The organism is Escherichia albertii, assembly GCF_028622335.1.
Taxonomy (GTDB): Bacteria; Pseudomonadota; Gammaproteobacteria; order Enterobacterales; family Enterobacteriaceae; genus Escherichia; species Escherichia albertii.
On record NZ_CP117568.1, the window covers coordinates 113,930 to 131,800 of the forward strand.

General features: G+C 49.4%; 19 protein-coding genes. 10 read left to right on the forward strand and 9 right to left on the reverse strand.

The features are described 5' to 3' along the window. Positions 1-102: 102 nt before the first annotated feature. Positions 103-387 carry a hypothetical protein gene (locus PS053_RS00540; protein WP_054410917.1) on the reverse strand — a complete coding sequence of 95 codons (285 nt, stop codon included), beginning with the start codon at positions 385-387 and terminating at the stop codon, positions 103-105. Between the two features lie 439 nt (positions 388-826). Further along, positions 827-1,039 (reverse strand): cold shock-like protein CspH, encoded by a 213-nt coding sequence (gene cspH / locus PS053_RS00545; RefSeq protein WP_000087766.1) that lies wholly within the window; start codon positions 1,037-1,039, stop codon positions 827-829. Positions 1,040-1,324: 285 nt separating this feature from the next. Between cspH and cspG the strand changes: the two genes are divergently transcribed. Genes cspG through PS053_RS00565 form a run of 4 tightly spaced genes read left to right on the forward strand, consistent with a single transcriptional unit; the run spans position 1,325 to position 2,104 of the window. Further along, positions 1,325-1,537: a cold shock protein CspG gene (cspG, locus tag PS053_RS00550; protein ID WP_025237210.1), complete on the forward strand. Its 213-nt coding sequence runs from the start codon at positions 1,325-1,327 to the stop codon at positions 1,535-1,537. A 10-nt stretch (positions 1,538-1,547) separates the two neighbouring features. Next, on the forward strand, positions 1,548-1,736 hold the full coding sequence (gene ymcF, locus PS053_RS00555) for a cold shock small protein YmcF (protein ID WP_071825312.1): 189 nt from the start codon (positions 1,548-1,550) through the stop codon (positions 1,734-1,736). Continuing rightward, positions 1,705-1,941, forward strand: a complete 237-nt coding sequence (locus tag PS053_RS00560; RefSeq protein ID WP_032274943.1) for a cold-shock protein — start codon at positions 1,705-1,707, stop codon at positions 1,939-1,941. The genes ymcF and PS053_RS00560 overlap by 32 nt, the downstream gene beginning before the upstream one ends. Continuing rightward, positions 1,931-2,104: a GnsA/GnsB family addiction module toxin gene (locus PS053_RS00565; protein ID WP_001019203.1), complete on the forward strand. Its 174-nt coding sequence runs from the start codon at positions 1,931-1,933 to the stop codon at positions 2,102-2,104. The genes PS053_RS00560 and PS053_RS00565 overlap by 11 nt, the downstream gene beginning before the upstream one ends. Before the next feature lie 48 nt (positions 2,105-2,152). Here the strand turns inward: PS053_RS00565 and PS053_RS00570 are convergent, their stop codons facing one another. Beyond that, complete coding sequence (locus PS053_RS00570) at positions 2,153-3,226, reverse strand: 4Fe-4S binding protein (protein ID WP_256879326.1); 1,074 nt, start codon at positions 3,224-3,226, stop codon at positions 2,153-2,155. A gap of 71 nt (positions 3,227-3,297) precedes the next feature. Continuing rightward, the gene (torS, locus tag PS053_RS00575) at positions 3,298-6,042 is read right to left on the reverse strand and encodes a TMAO reductase system sensor histidine kinase/response regulator TorS (protein WP_256879325.1); all 2,745 of its coding nucleotides are present in this window, start codon (positions 6,040-6,042) and stop codon (positions 3,298-3,300) included. An 82-nt stretch (positions 6,043-6,124) separates the two neighbouring features. Between torS and torT the strand changes: the two genes are divergently transcribed. After that, complete coding sequence (torT, locus tag PS053_RS00580; protein ID WP_256879324.1) at positions 6,125-7,153, forward strand: TMAO reductase system periplasmic protein TorT; 1,029 nt, start codon at positions 6,125-6,127, stop codon at positions 7,151-7,153. On the opposite strand, the gene torR is transcribed toward torT, so the two are convergent. Beyond that, complete coding sequence (gene torR, locus PS053_RS00585; protein ID WP_001120133.1) at positions 7,126-7,818, reverse strand: two-component system response regulator TorR; 693 nt, start codon at positions 7,816-7,818, stop codon at positions 7,126-7,128. The two genes, torT and torR, sit on opposite strands and share 28 nt — an antisense overlap. A 129-nt stretch (positions 7,819-7,947) precedes the next feature. Here torR and torC point away from each other — a divergent pair, with 129 nt between their 5' ends. Genes torC through torD form a run of 3 tightly spaced genes read left to right on the forward strand, consistent with a single transcriptional unit; the run spans position 7,948 to position 12,277 of the window. Continuing rightward, positions 7,948-9,120, forward strand: a complete 1,173-nt coding sequence (gene torC, locus PS053_RS00590; RefSeq protein ID WP_256879323.1) for a pentaheme c-type cytochrome TorC — start codon at positions 7,948-7,950, stop codon at positions 9,118-9,120. Further along, positions 9,120-11,666 (forward strand): trimethylamine-N-oxide reductase TorA, encoded by a 2,547-nt coding sequence (gene torA / locus PS053_RS00595; protein ID WP_208625456.1) that lies wholly within the window; start codon positions 9,120-9,122, stop codon positions 11,664-11,666. Before torC ends, torA begins: the two co-directional genes overlap by 1 nt. Further along, entirely contained in the window at positions 11,663-12,277 is a 615-nt protein-coding gene (gene torD / locus PS053_RS00600) for a molecular chaperone TorD (protein ID WP_204628597.1), read from the forward strand. The genes torA and torD overlap by 4 nt, the downstream gene beginning before the upstream one ends. A gap of 135 nt (positions 12,278-12,412) precedes the next feature. Here torD and cbpM read toward each other — a convergent pair whose 3' ends face one another. Further along, on the reverse strand, positions 12,413-12,718 hold the full coding sequence (cbpM, locus tag PS053_RS00605) for a chaperone modulator CbpM (RefSeq protein WP_000024570.1): 306 nt from the start codon (positions 12,716-12,718) through the stop codon (positions 12,413-12,415). Then, complete coding sequence (gene cbpA / locus PS053_RS00610) at positions 12,711-13,637, reverse strand: curved DNA-binding protein (protein ID WP_000420632.1); 927 nt, start codon at positions 13,635-13,637, stop codon at positions 12,711-12,713. The genes cbpM and cbpA overlap by 8 nt, the downstream gene beginning before the upstream one ends. Positions 13,638-13,904: 267 nt before the next feature. Here cbpA and PS053_RS00615 point away from each other — a divergent pair, with 267 nt between their 5' ends. Further along, positions 13,905-15,074: a hypothetical protein gene (locus PS053_RS00615; RefSeq protein WP_237579948.1), complete on the forward strand. Its 1,170-nt coding sequence runs from the start codon at positions 13,905-13,907 to the stop codon at positions 15,072-15,074. A 230-nt stretch (positions 15,075-15,304) separates the two neighbouring features. After that, the gene (gene agp / locus PS053_RS00620) at positions 15,305-16,546 is read left to right on the forward strand and encodes a bifunctional glucose-1-phosphatase/inositol phosphatase (RefSeq protein ID WP_131109410.1); all 1,242 of its coding nucleotides are present in this window, start codon (positions 15,305-15,307) and stop codon (positions 16,544-16,546) included. 218 nt (positions 16,547-16,764) lie between these two features. On the opposite strand, the gene PS053_RS00625 is transcribed toward agp, so the two are convergent. Together PS053_RS00625 and wrbA are read right to left on the reverse strand one after the other, a co-directional pair. Next, complete coding sequence (locus tag PS053_RS00625; protein WP_001143117.1) at positions 16,765-16,992, reverse strand: YccJ family protein; 228 nt, start codon at positions 16,990-16,992, stop codon at positions 16,765-16,767. Positions 16,993-17,012: 20 nt separating this feature from the next. After that, on the reverse strand, positions 17,013-17,609 hold the full coding sequence (wrbA, locus tag PS053_RS00630; protein WP_001151441.1) for an NAD(P)H:quinone oxidoreductase: 597 nt from the start codon (positions 17,607-17,609) through the stop codon (positions 17,013-17,015). Between the last annotated feature and the right edge of the window lie 262 nt (positions 17,610-17,871).

The window sequence follows — 17,871 nt, forward strand, 5'->3', positions numbered from 1 at the left end:
AATCCTTGAAAGGTTGGTTAAAAAAATGCAAATCTCCAGAACCCGGTGCGAATATCGCAACCGGGTCTTATTTAACTCAGTTTTCGGCGATTTTAGTCAGAATTAACGTGTAGACGTCGTGGTTGAGGTATTGTGAGAACCGCCATCGCCACTGTCATTAGCGGCTACTACCGCCAGGGCCGCCACACCAACAGCCGTTGCCACACCGGCAACAGTTGCAGTACCGACAGCGCCAGCAGCCACGCCGCCAGTTGTCGCAGTCGTTGTTGCGCTGGTAGTGCCTGCTGTCGTGCTTGCTTCAGCCCCGGTATCTGCTCCCGGCGCAGCAAACGCAGCTGGGGTGGTCAACATGAAGGCCATAAGGATTGCAGAAAGCTTGTGTTTCATAACTTTTCCTTTATTCATCGCATGGACAATACGTACGCTTGAGATCAGGATTGTCAACTTTAAGTATAACATCCTTGCGGAATCTCCCTTTCCGCATACACTCGGTACAATAAACCGCGAGTGGGAAAGGTGCGCAGAGGGAAATATAAGTTTGTGTAAAATTTCCCTCTGGAAATACGACTTGTGAGGATAAGATAAATCTTAGCAAAATACAAATTTAAGATAGGAAAATTGTTAAGAAAGCCATTTATTATTGCTGTTGATATAGTTTCTGTCGGTATTATGGTGGTTTGTCAAATAGAGTTTATAACGATTAACTCCGACGTATTCGGTTTTTTCATGTTAATTTCATTGTGAAAATATAACTCGACAAATAATTTCATTGAAAATTAATAAGCCATTTTTACCGGACAGTCAGGTTAAAAATGAAAGTGTCTGTTTAAGAAAGATAAACATTTGCCGCAGTGGGGCCGCGTAGACCATTAACACGACAAAACTCTACACGCACTCCTGGAATGAGCGTTTCTGCGTCGCGGAGACTTAATGCTGAAATATGAACCTGGACTTCTTTACGGCCGTCGGAGGGGATGATGAATCCTTTACCGCTTTTGCGATCAAAGGTTTTGACAATTCCTGTCATTTTACGGGACAAACAAATTCCTTACTGATAAATCTGCGCTGCACTATACGGTGTTAATAAAATAAAGCCAGTGATATTTAAGACCGCCGGATGGCTAAAATAAAATTTGCTTAATCTCATTTATCATGCGTTAATAACGGCGTCGGTTTGAAAGACAGACAGCATACAAAGTAGTTTACTAAAGCAGTTCTCATTATCAGGCATTATCCCCTTCTTTTGAGTCTCTCTCCTGAACACTAAGTAGTCTCTGTATTAAAGCCCTGTTTGCCGAAAGGCCCAAAATGAAGGAAGTAAAATATGTCTAATAAAATGACTGGTTTAGTAAAATGGTTTAACGCAGATAAAGGTTTCGGCTTTATCTCCCCATCTGATGGCTGCAAGGATGTTTTTGTTCATTTCACCGCCATTCAGAGCAATGAATTCCGCACGCTGAATGAAAATCAGAAAGTAGAATTCAGCATTGAGCAGGGACCGCGTGGACCTGCGGCAGCGAACGTCGTTACGCTCTGAGGTTACTGTTATTACTCAACATCTCCATTTCCACTGCCCATGTTGTCATGGTTCACAGTACCGCACATCGGCGTTCGATGTGACGGAGCGAAACCCTTTTGGCGCTAAGTGTATTTTCTGTAAATCAACGATGCTCACTTTTGATAACGTCGCTTTGCAAATACGTACTGACCAGGCGTCACTGGACTGCACAAAATAATATCAGGCTCCCTCGTGGAGCCTTTTTTACATCTGCACTCTTTCCCTTCAGTTCTGTATGTATAATGAACGATAACCTGTTGATTATTGAATCTTTCGGGGAGATGGCTTATAACATTTCTTACCTGACCAGGGTACCGGTAACCAACACCTTACTGGCGTGTTGCTGTCTTTTAAGACCAGAAGAGGTTAACAGTGAATATTGAAGAGCTAAAAAAACAAACTGAAACGGAAATTGCCGATTTTATTGCGCAAAAAATCGCCGAGCTGAACAAGAACACAGGGAAAGAAGTCTCTGAGATTCGCTTTACCGCACGGGAGAAAATGACCGGGCTGGAAAGTTATGATGTCAAAATCAAAATAATGTGATTTTGTGAACATCACCCCGAGTGAGGTGATGTTCCGCTAGTCGCTATTTTAGTGACCAATCATTGGCGCTTGTGGAATTAAACGCAGATACAACTCTTCCGGCACCGGGCTTTGCCATACGCCCGCATACATCGCGTACCCCATCACCGCAAACATAATCCCCAGGACCAATAACGTCATTAACCAGCCAGACAACGCAAAGGCTTTTTTATTTGCCGCAGGTTTTTGTAGCGAAAAGGCCAGGGTTGAGGCTACCGGACATGACTCCACGCAGGTCATACATCCGGTACATTCCACCGTACGTACCTGAATTAATTTATCGACCGGGATCCGCGACGGACAATTTTTCGCGCATTTTCCGCAGTCGATACAGCTTTCGGCATTGCGACGAATCTTAAAGGGGGATAATAGCGAGACGAGCCCCATTAACGCGCCATATGGACAGAGATATCGGCACCACGCATGACGAATAAACAGACTGGCAATTAGCAAAGTGATCACGCTGATTAACGTTGCTGTGCTCATATGGCGAAAGAAATTGAGCATTTTAACGTCCATCACCACGCTGTAGGGTGACAGCATAAAGTAGTGAATAGCCTGGGCAGGCATTAATAACGCGATATAAAGAAAAAAACTCAACAGCAAATATTTTATTCCCCGGAGTGGAATATCCAGCCAGCGGGGAAGGGCGAATTGCCGTCCGAACAGTTTTTTACCCACATCACCGATCAATTCAGAGAGCGTACCAATCGGGCATAGCCACGAACAAAACGCTTTTTTCAGCAACAGGCTGGTGATTAGAAATGCCACAAGCAATAGCATTGCAGCGGCGTGCACGGACGGTAACTGACCTGTTTCAAGGCTATATTTCAGATTCATCAGTCCGGCAATGGGTAGCCAGCCTTCGATGCCGCCAGGTCTGGCGACAAAAGGCGTATTTCCGGCGGTTTCGTAATATCGCACCCAGAACCAGAATGTGATGGCAATATAGATATTAATTGCTAACAGTAATAATTGCGTCGCTTTACGCCATGTTGTGGCATTGCGCCAGTCATTCCACGGTAATTTACCGCCCGTCGTACCTGGCCGCCGCTGCCAGCGGGTTCTTTTTTTCTCTGCCATGATTTTGCCAGTTCGTTAAGTTGCATACTAAATGCCACTATTCTAATTATTCTGAACTGGCTGATATTGATTCATATCGATTTATGGTCTTTCTTGTCCAGCCATTGTTCCAGAGCCGCGACACTATGCACAATTTCTTCACGCAGGGGGAGGGCTGTAAAGGGCTTTAGCTCCAGTTGTGCGCACAACCGACTGGCATCACGCATACCCAGACTGGCGCAACTGCTTTTTAACTGGTGCGCTATCCGTTTGATTTTCTCACCATCCTGAGTGGCGCGAGCGGCGTCTATTTCATCAAGAAGTGGCAGGGAGTGTTGCTGAAATAAATTCAGCCATTCTTTTATTTTTTCTGCACCCATCAGGCGGACATCTTCCATTAATTGCGAAGTATCAAGCGGCTGTTCATTCGTGGTTTGGCAGTGGAGATAGTGCGCGAGCAGTTGCCCCAATACCTCGCGTGATACCGGTTTGGGGATAATACCGCGAAACAGGGAACTGGTCCGCTGACGCAATGTTTCATCGATGACGTGGGCGCTAAAGCCAATCAGCACTAATGACGGATATTTCTCCGTCAATTGTCGGGCAAGCGTAATACCATCGATATCCGGCAAATCAAAATCCACCAGTGCGGCAGTAAACGATTCACTATTTTGTAACGCTTCTATGGCCTGAGCTGCATTTTCCGCCGTAGCTACCTGTGCGCCACTCGTGGTTAACATCTCAAGCGTAATTCGCTGAGTAAGCGGGTTATCTTCAATTAACAGCAAACGTAAACCATCCAGGCGTATTGTCTGATTGACTATTTTGGGGGCGGGCGCAGTGGCAACACGTAACGGCAAATGTAAGCAAAAACAGCTCCCTGTACCCGGCATGCTGGTGGCGGTCAGTTTGCCGCCCATCGCCTGGGCCAGACTGCTACTGATAGTCAGCCCCAGCCCGGTGCCGCCGCGTTTGCCGCTTACCTGAACAAATGGCTGGAAGATGTCCGTCAGTTTTGCAGGATCAATACCACAGCCGCTGTCTTCTACTTCCACCAGCCATTGCTTGCCATCAGTGCGGCTACGCAAGGTAATCCGCCCGCGGTCAGTAAAGCGCAGGGCATTGCTCAACAGATTGGTCATCACCTGACGAATGCGCCGCGGATCGCCCATTAATACAGGTGGCACATCGTCGGCAATTTCCGTTGTTAGTCTAATCGGGCGCCCCTTCACCCGGCCGTTCATTAATTGCAGGGTACTTTCCAGTAGCGGACGCGGTTCAAAAGGTTCATCGCTGACCGAAACATTCTTGCCACCTGCTTCGATAGCCGAATAATCGAGAATATCGTTAAGGATGGTCAGCAACGATTCGCCAGAGTCGGTAATCGCGCGCAAATCATCACGCTGGGCGTTAAGCGTCGGATTATCCGCCAGCAACTGCGCGGTGCCGAGAATACCGTACAGCGGTGTGCGGATCTCATGACTCATCGCCGCCAGAAACGCCGATTTTGCCTGGCTGGCTTTTTCTGCTTCCGCCCGCGCCTGTCGGTGTTCTACTACCAGTTCCTGCAATTCGGCAGTGCGTGCTTTGACCTGCGCCGCCAGCTGTTCGCGGTGGCGATTCAGCGCATGAACGCTGCTGCGAAACGCATCCATCAGCCGCCCGATAGTGTCCAGCTCCCGCACGCCTGCGGTTTCCGGGAAAGGGGAGTCGATATCACCGTCCAGCAACCGTTGCAGCGCCTGCGTTTGTTCGGCAAGGGGACGCGTGACTGAGCGATAAACCACGCGCCAGAGGATCAAAATCAGTGCGCAAAGAGAAACGACGCCCAGCAATAACAGGCTGTATTGCCCGCGTGCGCTGGCTTTTTCCAGATGCGCCAGTCCGTGCTGGTTGCGCAGCTCAATAGTGTCGACCAGTTGACTGACTTCGCTACTAAACTGTGCGAACTGGGCGATGTTATTCTGGGCGAGTGTTTGCAGGCGATTGCTAATTTCATTGTCCTGCTGATAAAGCGTCAGCAAATCGCTATATCGGCTAACGGTAGTTAACGTTATTGCTACCTGAGTACGAACACCCGGATCTTCAATGCGTATTTGCCGACGTTGCAGAATTTTCACCGCATTATTGAGCTGCTTTTCCAATGTTGGCGCATTTTTCTGGATCTGTTCCAACCCCAGATTCATCACCATCTGCTGCACCCGCAGGGCGCTAAGGCGCAGTTCATTCATCTGGTTAACATACTCAAGATCGATATCAATCAGCCGATCGAGTGCACTTTCTGCGGCCTGACGCTGATGTTGTTCGATCAAATCGTAAATCCCGGCCTGGGTCGCTCCGGCGGAGGTTGCCGCATTATTCGCCTGACCTTGCGCCAGGCGTGCGATTTCATCGGCGGCGGCGACTATCTGCTGACTGAGTTGCTGTTGTTGCTGGCGCAGTTGCAAACGCTGCCCCACCAGCTCCCCTTGTTGACGTAACGAACGGGAGATCTCCTGCTCCTGTTGTTCAATTGCGGTGGTGTCAAAACCTTGTTCCCGTAACGCTTGCAGCAACGCATTAATCTTCAGGCTTTGTGCGGTGAGCATTCGCCCTTGCGCCTGCCACATCTTTTCGTTATCGGCACTGGTCAGATTCTGCGCGGCGAAAAGTTCCCAGGCGCTGGCCTCGCTTAACTGGCGCGCCATATTCATGGTAGGAATCAATGCCTGAGTATTGTCTTTTTCCACCTGGCTGATAAAGCGCAGGTTGTACCATCCCACCAGGGTACTGGTCAGGGTTAACAGCGCCATCAGGGCAAAGCCCATCCACAGTCTTCGGGTCAGGGTTAAATTCACGGTCGGTGCACTTAAGGTGAAAAATGTTGAGTCACAAAGCGGAATGCATCTAGCATAAAGCCTTATTATTGATGAGGCTATCATGCGCGTACTGCTATTGTTACTTTTTTCCCTTTTCATGTTGCCGGCATTTTCGGCTGATAACCTGTTGCGCTGGCATGATGCACAGCATTTCACGGTGCAACCTGCTACGCCGCTTAAAGCCAAACGCGCATGGAAACTGTGCGCGCTTTATCCCAGCCTGAAAGATTCATACTGGTTATCGTTAAACTATGGTATGCAGGAGGCTGCTCGCCGCTACGGTGTGGATTTAAAAGTGCTGGAGGCAGGCGGCTACAGCCAGTTGGCTACCCAGCAAGCACAAATCGACCAGTGTAAACAGTGGGGCGCAGAGGCCATTTTGCTCGGTAGTAGCACGACGTCATTTCCCGAGCTGCAAAAGCAGGTAGCAAGTCTGCCGGTGATTGAACTGGTAAATGCTATTGATGCTCCCCAGGTGAAAAGCCGTGTTGGTGTGCCCTGGTTTCAGATGGGCTATCAACCAGGGCGATATCTGGTGCAATGGAGCCACGGAAAACCACTGAACGTGCTGTTGATGCCCGGTCCTGATAACGCCGGGGGCAGTAAGGAGATGGTAGAGGGTTTCCGCGCAGCCATTGCCGGAAGCCCGGTGCGTATTGTCGATATTGCACTCGGCGACAACGATATTGAAATCCAGCGTAACCTGTTGCAGGAGATGCTGGAGCGCCATCCAGAAATCGACGTCGTTGCCGGAACGGCCATTGCGGCAGAGGCGGCAATGGGTGAAGGGCGTAACCTGAAAACGCCGCTGACCGTGGTGTCGTTTTATCTTTCACATCAGGTGTATCGCGGACTAAAGCGGGGAAGAGTGATTATGGCTGCCAGCGATCAAATGGTCTGGCAGGGGGAACTGGCGGTTGAGCAGGCCATCAGGCAATTACAAGGACAATCGGTGTCTGATAATGTCAGCCCGCCGATTTTAGTCCTGACGCCGAAAAATGCCGACCGTGAACATATCCGCCGCTCGTTGTCGCCAGGGGGATTTCGTCCGGTCTATTATTATCAGCACACATCAGCGGCTAAGAAATAACCTTCGCCATGTTGCGTCACCAGTAAATCCGCGCTGAGTTTATGGCGTAAACGACGAATTAACACATCGACGGTGCGCAGGTCAGGGTTTTCCACCCGACGCGCAGAAAGCATACGCAGCAGACGTTCACGGCTGAGAATTTCGCCCGGATTGGTCACAAACGCCACCAGCATTTCATACTCTGCGCGAGTCAGTTTAATCGGCTCGCCATCCCGTTCCAGCGTATGGCGCGACACATTCAGGCAATAACCCGCAAAGCGATAGCAGTTGTCCTGAGTGAGCGGTTGCGCCTGTCGCGCGAGGTCGATGCGCCAGAGCAAGTTTTTCACCCGCACCACCAGTTCGCGCAGTTCCAGCGGTTTGGTAACGTAATCGTCTGCGCCCATTTCCAGGCCGACAATACGGTCAATCCGATCGCTACGTCCGGTAACCAGAATAATGCCCACCGTCGAACGTTCCCTCAGGGCGCGGGTTAACATCAGGCCATTTTCGTCGGGCAGATTAATATCCAGCAGAATTAAATCTACCGGCTGATTCTGCATAATTTCCCGCAGTCCGGCACCGCTCGCCGTAACAGAAACGGTATACCCCTCCTGAGTGAAGTAGGTTTGTAATCGCGCCTGGGTAACCGGCTCATCTTCAACAATAACAATGTGATGTGGCATCAGAGGGTTTTACTCATTCTGTTCATATCTGTTCATATTCTGCCGTAAGCCGTTCATCCTGACCAGTGCCGCTGTTCATATTTACTCATTAAGATCGCTTCACTAAACCATAATTTTACAGGGGCTATTATGCGGAAACTCTGGAACGCGCTACGCCGACCCAGTGCTCGTTGGTCGGTACTGGCGCTGGTCGCTATTGGGATTGTGATTGGCATCGCGTTGATTGTGTTGCCTCACATTGGGATAAAAGTCACCAGCACAACCGAATTTTGTGTCAGTTGCCACAGTATGCAACCGGTATATGAAGAATATAAACAATCGGTGCATTTTCAGAACGCCTCCGGTGTGCGAGCTGAATGCCATGACTGCCATATCCCGCCAGATATTCCAGGCATGGTGAAGCGTAAACTGGAAGCGAGCAACGACATCTACCAGACCTTTATTGCCCACTCCATTGATACACCTGAGAAATTCGAAGCCAAACGCGCGGAACTTGCTGAGCGTGAATGGGCGCGAATGAAAGAAAACAACTCGGCAACCTGCCGCTCCTGCCATAACTACGATGCGATGGATCATGCGAAGCAGCACCCGGAAGCGGCGCGTCAGATGAAGGTAGCCGCGAAAGATAACCAATCCTGCATCGACTGTCATAAAGGTATTGCCCACCAGTTGCCGGATATGAGTAGCGGTTTCCGTAAGCAGTTCGACGAGCTGCGCGCCAGCGCTAATGATAGTGGTGACTCGCTGTACTCCATTGATATCAAACCGATTTATGCAGCGAAAGGCGATAAAGAGGCGTCTGGTTCTCTGCTGCCTGCTTCGGAAGTGAAAGTCCTTAAACGTGACGGCGACTGGTTGCAAATTGAAATCACTGGCTGGACGGAAAGCGCAGGACGTCAGCGTGTACTCACCCAGTTCCCTGGCAAACGCATCTTTGTTGCCTCGATTCGTGGTGATGTGCAGCAGCAGGTGAAAACGCTGGAGAAAACCACCGTTGCCGACACCAATACCGAGTGGAGCAAGTTGCAGGCCAGTGCGTGGATGAAGAAAGGCGACATGGTGAACGATATCAAACCGATCTGGGCTTATGCGGATTCGCTGTACAACGGCACCTGTAACCAGTGCCACGGCGCACCGGAAATCGCCCACTTCGACGCTAACGGTTGGATCGGCACGCTCAACGGCATGATTGGCTTTACCAGCCTCGATAAACGTGAAGAACGCACCTTGCTGAAATATCTGCAAATGAATGCATCTGATACCGCAGGTAAGGCTCACGGCGATAAGAAGGAAGAAAAATAATGAACAATAACGATCTCTTTCAGGCATCACGTCGGCGTTTTCTGGCACAACTCGGCGGCTTAACCGTCGCCGGGATGCTGGGGCCGTCACTGCTAACGCCGCGTCGCGCGAATGCGGCGTTAGCAGCGACTGAGGCCGTTACCTCGAAAGAGGGCATTCTGACCGGATCGCACTGGGGGGCTATCCGTGCGACGGTGAAGGATGGTCGCTTTGTGGCGGCAAAACCGTTCGAACTGGATAAATATCCGTCGAAAATGATCGCCGGATTGCCGGATCATGTACACAACGTGGCGCGTATTCGTTACCCGATGGTACGCGTGGACTGGCTACGTAAGCGCCATCTGAGCGACACTTCCCAACGCGGTGATAACCGTTTTGTGCGCGTGAGTTGGGATGAAGCCCTCGACATGTTCTATGAAGAGCTGGAACGCGTGCAGAAAACGCACGGCCCGAGTGCCTTGCTGACCGCCAGTGGTTGGCAGTCGACGGGGATGTTCCATAATGCGTCGGGGATGTTGGCGAAAGCTATTGCTTTGCATGGTAATAGCGTTGGTACGGGCGGAGATTACTCTACCGGTGCTGCGCAGGTGATCCTGCCGCGTGTGGTCGGCTCGATGGAAGTGTATGAACAGCAAACCTCCTGGCCGCTGGTATTGCAGAACAGCAAAACCATTGTGCTGTGGGGCTCCGATTTGCTGAAAAACCAGCAGGCGAACTGGTGGTGCCCGGATCACGATGTTTATGAATATTACGCGCAGCTAAAAGCGAAAGTCGCCGCCGGTGAAATTGAGGTCATCAGCATCGATCCGGTCGTGACGTCAACTCACGAGTATCTGGGGCGCGAGCATGTGCAGCACATTGCGGTTAACCCGCAAACTGACGTGCCGCTGCAACTGGCGCTGGCGCATACGCTGTACAGCGAAAACCTGTACGACAAAAACTTTCTCGCTAACTACTGTGTGGGTTTTGAGCAGTTCCTGCCGTATCTGCTGGGCGAGAAAGATGGTCAGCCGAAAGATGCCGCATGGGCTGAAAAACTGACCGGCATTGATGCCGAAACCATTCGTGCGCTGGCACGGCAGATGGCGGCGCACAGAACGCAGATTATTGCTGGCTGGTGCGTACAGCGTATGCAGCACGGCGAACAGTGGGCGTGGATGATTGTGGTTCTGGCAGCGATGCTGGGGCAAATTGGCCTGCCCGGTGGTGGCTTTGGTTTTGGCTGGCACTATAACGGCGCAGGCACGCCGGGGCGTAAAGGCGTTATTTTGAGTGGTTTCTCCGGTTCTACGTCGATTCCGCCTGTTCACGACAACAGCGACTATAAAGGCTACAGCAGCACCATTCCGATTGCCCGTTTTGTTGATGCGATCCTCGAACCGGGGAAAGTCATCAACTGGAACGGTAAATCGGTAAAACTGCCGCCGCTGAAAATGTGTATTTTTGCCGGAACTAACCCGTTCCATCGCCATCAGCAGATCAACCGCATTATCGAAGGCTGGCGCAAACTGGAAACGGTCATCGCTATAGATAACCAGTGGACCTCAACCTGTCGTTTTGCCGATATTGTGCTGCCAGCAACCACGCAGTTTGAGCGTAACGATCTCGACCAGTATGGCAACCACTCCAACCGTGGCATTATCGCCATGAAACAGGTCGTGCCGCCGCAGTTTGAGGCGCGCAATGACTTTGATATTTTCCGCGAACTGTGCCGTCGCTTTAATCGCGAAGAAGCCTTTACCGAAGGGCTGGACGAAATGGGCTGGCTGAAACGCATCTGGCAGGAAGGTGTACAACAGGGCAAAGGACGCGGCGTTCATCTGCCAGCGTTTGATGACTTCTGGAATAACAAAGAGTACGTCGAGTTTGACCATCCGCAGATGTTTGTTCGCCATCAGGCATTCCGCGAAGATCCAGATCTCGAACCGCTGGGCACGCCGAGTGGCCTGATTGAGATTTACTCGAAAACCATCGCCGATATGAACTACGACGATTGTCAGGGGCACCCGATGTGGTTTGAGAAAATCGAACGCTCCCACGGTGGGCCCGGCTCGCAGAAGTATCCGTTGCATCTGCAATCGGTACACCCGGATTTTCGACTTCACTCGCAGTTATGTGAGTCTGAAACCCTGCGTCAGCAATATACGGTAGCGGGTAAAGAGCCAGTATTTATTAGTCCGCAGGATGCCAGCGCGCGCGGTATTCGTAACGGTGATGTGGTGCGTGTCTTTAACGCTCGTGGTCAGGTGTTGGCAGGGGCAGTGGTTTCTGACCGCTATGCACCCGGCGTGGTGCGAATTCACGAAGGAGCATGGTATGACCCGGACAAAGGCGGCGAGCCAGGGGCGCTATGCAAATACGGTAACCCCAACGTGTTGACCATCGACATCGGCACTTCTCAGCTGGCGCAGGCCACCAGTGCGCACACCACGCTGGTGGAAATTGAAAAATACACTGGAACAGTGGATCAGGTGACGGCGTTTAGCGGGCCAATAGAGATGGTGGCGCAGTGCGAATATGTTCCGGCGTCGCAGGTGAAATCATGACCACGCTGACAACACAACAGGTTGCCTGTGTTTACGCCTGGCTGGCGCAGTTGTTCTCCCGTGAACTGGACGATGAGCAACTGACGCAAATCGCCAGTGCGCAGATGGCTGAATGGTTTTCTTTGCTGAAAAGCGAGCCGACGCTGACTGCGGCTGTAAACGAACAGGAAGCTAAAATTGCCGCATTGATAGTACGTGATGACGCCCGTCTGGAGCTGGCCGCCGACTTTTGCGGTCTGTTTCTGATGACCGACAAGCAAGCAGCGCTGCCGTATGCTTCGGCCTATAAACAGGATGAGCAAGAGATTAAACGCTTGCTCGTTGAGGCGGGGATGGAAACCAGCGGCAATTTCAACGAACCGGCAGATCATCTGGCAATCTATCTGGAGTTGTTGAGTCATCTGCATTTTTCGCGGGGAGAGGGAACCGTTCCTGCGCGAAGAATCGACAGTTTGCGGCAGAAAACGCTGGCGGCGTTGTGGTCATGGCTGCCGGAGTTTGTTACGCGTTGCCGACAGTATGACAGCTTTGGTTTTTACGCAGCACTGGGTCAATTGCTGTTGGTACTGGTGGCGTGCGATAAGCAGGAGTCTCGCAGTTTGTCGGCCTGATAAGACGCGGCAGTCGTTGCATCAGGCACACTGGCGCAGCCGCCGGATGCGGCGTGAACGCCTTATCCGGCCTACAGGAACAGTGCTCTTTGTCGGCCTGATAAGACGCGTTAAGCGTCGCATCAGGCAACAAACTCACGGGTGAGCAACAAATCGGGAAAGCCGCTGGCGCAGCAGGCGGTTTTCCTGTTTCAGGTGCGCAATATCATCCATTAATGTCAACGCTACCGCGATCCCCGGCCAGTCCAGCGCCAGTTCCTGACGCAGCCTTACTGCCCGTTGCACCACAATGGCCGCATGGTCGTCAAACACCCAGGTCGTAGCCTGAATCTCGCGCGGTTCAACCACGCCCAAACCGACAATTTCATTCAACTCCTCTTCAGAAACGCCGGTATGCAGGCAAAATTCGGTAATGGTAAAAGTCACCGTAACATTAGCCATTATGCTTTCCCCAATCTTTGCGTGGATCAAAAGACGACTGGGCGTCTGCCAGTTGTTGCCACAGGGCGGCAGTATTTTCATCCGGTTTCGGCGGCATGACGATTTTCAGTACCGCATATAAGTCACCAGTTTGTTTTTTGCTCACCAGACCTTTGCCTTTAATACGCAATCGTTGCCCGGCCTGACTTCCTGCTGGGATCGTCAATAAAATACTTTCCTTCAGCGTTGGAACTGTGACTTTACTCCCCAGCGCCGCTTCCCACGGGCTAACAGGCACCACAATTTCCAGATCCTGACCGACAATATCAAACAACGGATGCGGGGCTATATGAATCACCAGCCACAGATCGCCATTTGGACCGCCGTTTTCGCCCGGCGTCCCCTGGCCTTTCAGGCGGATACGTTGACCATTGCCGACGCCTGCGGGGATCTTCACATTCAGTGTTTTCGGGATTTCCTGTTCGATCATGCCAAAGGCGTTATAGACGGGGAGCTTATAGCTGATGGTGCGCTTGTGCTCGCTAAGCGTTTCTTCAAGGAACACTGCCACTTCGATTTCAATATCGTGACCACGTGTGGCGGGGCGCTGGCGGCCCTGGCGAGCATGCTGACTGAAAATTGACGAGAAAATATCTTCAAAATCTTCGGCATTAAAATTCTGACCATCGGCATGCTGGAACTGACGGTTGAATTGCGGATCGTTGCGATGTTGCCACATCTGATCATATTCAGCGCGACGTTGTTCATCACTCAACACTTCCCAGGCTTCAGCGACCTCTTTGAAACGGGCTTCGGCATCCGGCTCTTTGCTGACATCAGGATGGTATTTACGGGCCAGTCGACGATAGGCGGTCTTGATTGTCTTGAGATCGTCCGTCGGTTTTACGCCCATGATGGCGTAATAATCCTTTAATTCCATAGCGTTATCTCGCGTAAATCAATACAAAATGAAGGAACCCCTGTAAGGTAGCTTCTCTAAGTTTAGGGTAATCCTCAAATTTTCATATGCCAACCCAGAATATATTATCTAAATCAATGAATGAGCGCGTTTCAGGAGTTGGGGGGAGTACAGTTTCTGAGCCATGCATGAAGTCAGCGTATGGTCAAATGAGCGATTATTGATAGTCTGTATGGTGATTCAGGTGTCTATTATATCACTATAAATCACTGTATAGAGGCAGACTAAATGGCGGTAGATAATACTCATTACAGCAATCGTTTTACTCCTGTGGAAATAGGAACGTTCATTAACGATCATCAACGTTTCGAAAAAAAAGATAATAATGTTTTTACTATATTAGTGAAATTTTTCAAATGTTTGTTCTCGCATAATTATAAGGAGGGGGTTGAAAATAACGAGTTGGTAAGAAAACACTTTCTAACAATGACCCAGGTTCATAATAATACATATCAGAGTGGTAATTATTATAATCGACATGAGAGAAACAGTTTTTCACTTCATTACTCTCCGGGAAATGAAACATTGTTTATTGAAGTTAACAGAAATCTTGAAGAGATTCATTTAGAACCAGAACAATGGGAACAATTTAAAAATTATCTTCGCAATGATATTTCAGATAATCCAGAAGAGGATTATCCAGATTTATTTTGTTTTGAAAATCGTAAAAACAATGACGCCGGGATAAAAGGCGCAGAATGTGCTCAAATAAATAATAGAGTATGGCAAAATAAACCCGAAGAAATAGAAAAGACAAACATTGCGTCGAGAGAAAACTCATCCAGTCGAGGTAAAATTATCGCGGAGTTAAACGATAAAAATGTAGAGATTAATTTTAACCATATCGAGGTGACGGGGGATGGCTATTGTATGTTCAGAGCAATACTTGCCATTCTTGACAAAGATTCATCATGGGCAGATAAAAATGTAAAAACTTCATCTGAAGTATATGGTAGTTTTGCCTCTGATATAGCTAATCTGAATCAGATAGCTGTCAACGTTTGTGAGGAGCTGGAAGGAATGGAGTTCTTTTTATCTGACTATCCTTTATTAGAGGATTTTGAAGAGAATGTTGTTAAGAAATGCTTTCGAGACAATGAGTGTGTAATTTATTCACCAACAGGAATATTTAATGCATGTTCTGTATCGGAAATGTCTATAGATGATAATTATTCAGACTATCTTTCCATATGGGCGAGTAGTTTTGCAGCCAAACTATTAGAACATTATGGTATTGTGATTAAAAAAATAGCTGATGACGGTACAGAGTTTTGGGAGGATCAAGATAAGTTAAACCATATAGACAATGGCTACGTATTAAATGTTAATGGAAATCACTATAATGTGAGGCTGCCGTTGGATATATTTCATACTGAAACCTGTCAGGCTGGTTATTAAAGCGCCAGGTCAGAGGGTCTGTTAATCACTGCAGAATATCTTGTGATAGCTATTCTTTTTGATGACGTTAACTAAATTTAAGCATGAGGTTAAGGTCACCATTCTTCATATCTGGAATGTTTTAAATTCAGATACAGTGATCAATATCCTTCATTTTGCGAACCACTTCCCGGAAAAATATCCTGTTTCTGCCACACTCTTAACAATTGATAACAAAAGAGGTGTCGGGAATGAAAAAAACGCTAATCGCCGCAGCAGTGGCAGGGATGGTTTTACTCTCTTCGAATGCCCAGGCGCAGACCGTGCCGGAAGGCTATCAACTACAGCAAATACTAATGATGAGTCGCCATAATTTACGTGCGCCGTTGGCAAATAATGGCAGCGTGCTGGAGCAGTCCACACCGAATAAGTGGCCGGAGTGGGATGTGCCCGGCGGGCAGCTCACCACTAAAGGCGGCGTGCTGGAGGTGTATATGGGCCATTACATGCGTGAATGGTTGGCGGAGCAGGGGATGGTGAAATCGGGCGAATGCCCGCCGCCAGATACTGTATACGCCTATGCTAACAGCCTGCAACGTACCGTGGCCACCGCACAGTTCTTTATCACTGGCGCGTTTCCGGGGTGTGATATTCCGGTACATCATCAGCCCAAAATGGGGACTATGGACCCAACTTTTAACCCGGTAATCACTGATGACTCAGCCGCATTTAGCCAGCAGGCGGTAGCGGCGATGGAAAAAGAACTCAGTAAACTCCAGCTTGCCGACAGTTATCAGTTACTGGAAAAAATTGTTAACTATCAAGATTCCCCTGCCTGTAAAGAGAAACAGCAATGTTCGCTGGTAGAAGGCAAAAATACCTTTAGCGCGAAGTATCAACAAGAACCGGGCGTTTCCGGGCCGCTAAAAGTGGGTAATTCGCTGGTCGATGCGTTTACTTTGCAATACTACGAAGGTTTCCCGATGGAGCAGGTCGCGTGGGGAGAAATCAAATCTGATCAGCAGTGGAAAGTGTTGTCGAAGCTGAAAAACGGCTACCAGGACAGCCTGTTTACCTCACCGGAAGTGGCGCGCAATGTTGCAAAACCGCTGGTGAGCTATATCGATAAAGCGCTGGTCACCGATCGCGCCAGCGCGCCGAAAATCACCGTTCTGGTGGGCCATGACTCTAACATTGCCTCATTATTGACTGCGCTGGATTTTAAACCGTATCAACTGCATGACCAGAACGAACGCACACCTATTGGCGGCAAAATCGTTTTCCAGCGTTGGCATGACAGTAAAGCCAATCGCGACCTGATGAAAATTGAATATGTTTATCAGAGTGCGGAACAGTTGCGCAATGCCGAGGCGTTAACGTTGCTGTCTCCGGCTCAGCGCGTGACGCTGGAATTAACAGGTTGCCCGACAGACGCTAATGGTTTTTGCCCGATAGATAAGTTTGATAGCGTGTTGAATGAGGCGGTGAAATAATAGAAAACTCCTCCGTGAGAAACGGGGGAAATGAGATTGATAACAAACGTTAGATTGCCTGATGCGCTACGCTTATCAGGCCTACCTGAGAATTGCAATATATTGAATTTTCACGATTATGTAGGCCGGATAAGGCGTTCACGCCGCATCTGGCATGGACAAAGCGTACTTTGTCAACAGTTTGAAACCTCCCCCGTCAGTTGCGGGGGAGCCTCTGGTTAAACGTTTTTACGTTCGATGGTCTGTTCGCCCCAAAAAAGCGAATCTTTATCCGTTTTGGCAAAGGCTTTGACGAGTACCTCATCATTACCTTCTTCCCAAATTTTTTCCGCCGTTTTTTCGTCGTACCCGGCAATTTCAAAAATGGCCTCGGCTATTTCTGGCGACGTATTACGCAGAGATGCCCATTCACCTACGTGATGAGCTTTCGCTTCTTGAGTTGGCATGCGTATCCTCCTGTTGAAGATTAGCCGTTAAGTTTGACTGCCAGACCAGCAACATATTCCCCCTGATAACGTGCGATCGACAGCTCTTCCTGGCTGGGCTGGCGTGAACCGTCACCGCCTGCGATGGTGGTTGCGCCATATGGCGTTCCGCCGCGAACCTGCGAAACGTCAAATAACTCCTGGGCCGCGTAGCCAATAGGAACAATTATCATGCCGTGGTGAGCAAGGGTCGTCCAGGTTGAAGTAATGGTCTGTTCCTGGCCGCCGCCGGTGCCGGTAGAGCTAAAAACGCTCGCCAGTTTGCCGTATAGCGCACCGGAAGCCCACAGGCCGCCAGTCTGATCCAGGAAGGTACGCATCTGCCCTGACATATTGCCAAAGCGGGTCGGAGTACCAAAAATAATGGCATCGTAATCTGCCAGTTCTTGCGGAGTTGCAACGGGGGCAGTTTGCGTTTTACCGCCTGCTTTTTCGAATAATTGCGGCTGCATGGTTTCCGGTACACGCTTAACGACAACTTCCGCGCCATCAACTTTGCTTGCACCTTCAGCGACTGCGCGCGCCATCGTTTCAATATGTCCGTACATAGAATAATAAAGCACCAGAACTTTAGCCATTTCTAACGACTCCTCGTGTTATCTCTATTCGTAGCGATTCGCTACCACATATTTAAAGATAAGACGTCCTTCCCAGAGTGCAAATTTCACAACCACTTATTTGATTTATAACAATTTTCACAAGCACGTAATTTTGTCGCAAAATGATACATTTTTATCTTATAGCGTTTTTTTAATTATAAGAGCGGCTTATAGAAGAATATTGGAAATGATATCTATTCTCGTTAATAAGCTGTTGCAGGATATTACCAAACGCGGATCA

What these genes read in the sequence shown, in the direction of transcription:
- agp (WP_131109410.1), top strand. Translation starts at nt 15,305, where the DNA reads ATGAAAAAAACGCTAATCGCCGCAGCAGTGGCAGGGATGGTTTTACTC.
- torD (WP_204628597.1), top strand. Translation starts at nt 11,663, where the DNA reads ATGACCACGCTGACAACACAACAGGTTGCCTGTGTTTACGCCTGGCTG.
- cbpM (WP_000024570.1), bottom strand. Translation starts at nt 12,718, where the DNA reads ATGGCTAATGTTACGGTGACTTTTACCATTACCGAATTTTGCCTGCAT.
- cspG (WP_025237210.1), top strand. Translation starts at nt 1,325, where the DNA reads ATGTCTAATAAAATGACTGGTTTAGTAAAATGGTTTAACGCAGATAAA.
- torR (WP_001120133.1), bottom strand. Translation starts at nt 7,818, where the DNA reads ATGCCACATCACATTGTTATTGTTGAAGATGAGCCGGTTACCCAGGCG.
- PS053_RS00615 (WP_237579948.1), top strand. Translation starts at nt 13,905, where the DNA reads ATGGCGGTAGATAATACTCATTACAGCAATCGTTTTACTCCTGTGGAA.
- torA (WP_208625456.1), top strand. Translation starts at nt 9,120, where the DNA reads ATGAACAATAACGATCTCTTTCAGGCATCACGTCGGCGTTTTCTGGCA.
- torC (WP_256879323.1), top strand. Translation starts at nt 7,948, where the DNA reads ATGCGGAAACTCTGGAACGCGCTACGCCGACCCAGTGCTCGTTGGTCG.
- torT (WP_256879324.1), top strand. Translation starts at nt 6,125, where the DNA reads ATGCGCGTACTGCTATTGTTACTTTTTTCCCTTTTCATGTTGCCGGCA.
- cbpA (WP_000420632.1), bottom strand. Translation starts at nt 13,637, where the DNA reads ATGGAATTAAAGGATTATTACGCCATCATGGGCGTAAAACCGACGGAC.
- PS053_RS00540 (WP_054410917.1), bottom strand. Translation starts at nt 387, where the DNA reads ATGAAACACAAGCTTTCTGCAATCCTTATGGCCTTCATGTTGACCACC.
- PS053_RS00625 (WP_001143117.1), bottom strand. Translation starts at nt 16,992, where the DNA reads ATGCCAACTCAAGAAGCGAAAGCTCATCACGTAGGTGAATGGGCATCT.
- PS053_RS00570 (WP_256879326.1), bottom strand. Translation starts at nt 3,226, where the DNA reads ATGGCAGAGAAAAAAAGAACCCGCTGGCAGCGGCGGCCAGGTACGACG.
- wrbA (WP_001151441.1), bottom strand. Translation starts at nt 17,609, where the DNA reads ATGGCTAAAGTTCTGGTGCTTTATTATTCTATGTACGGACATATTGAA.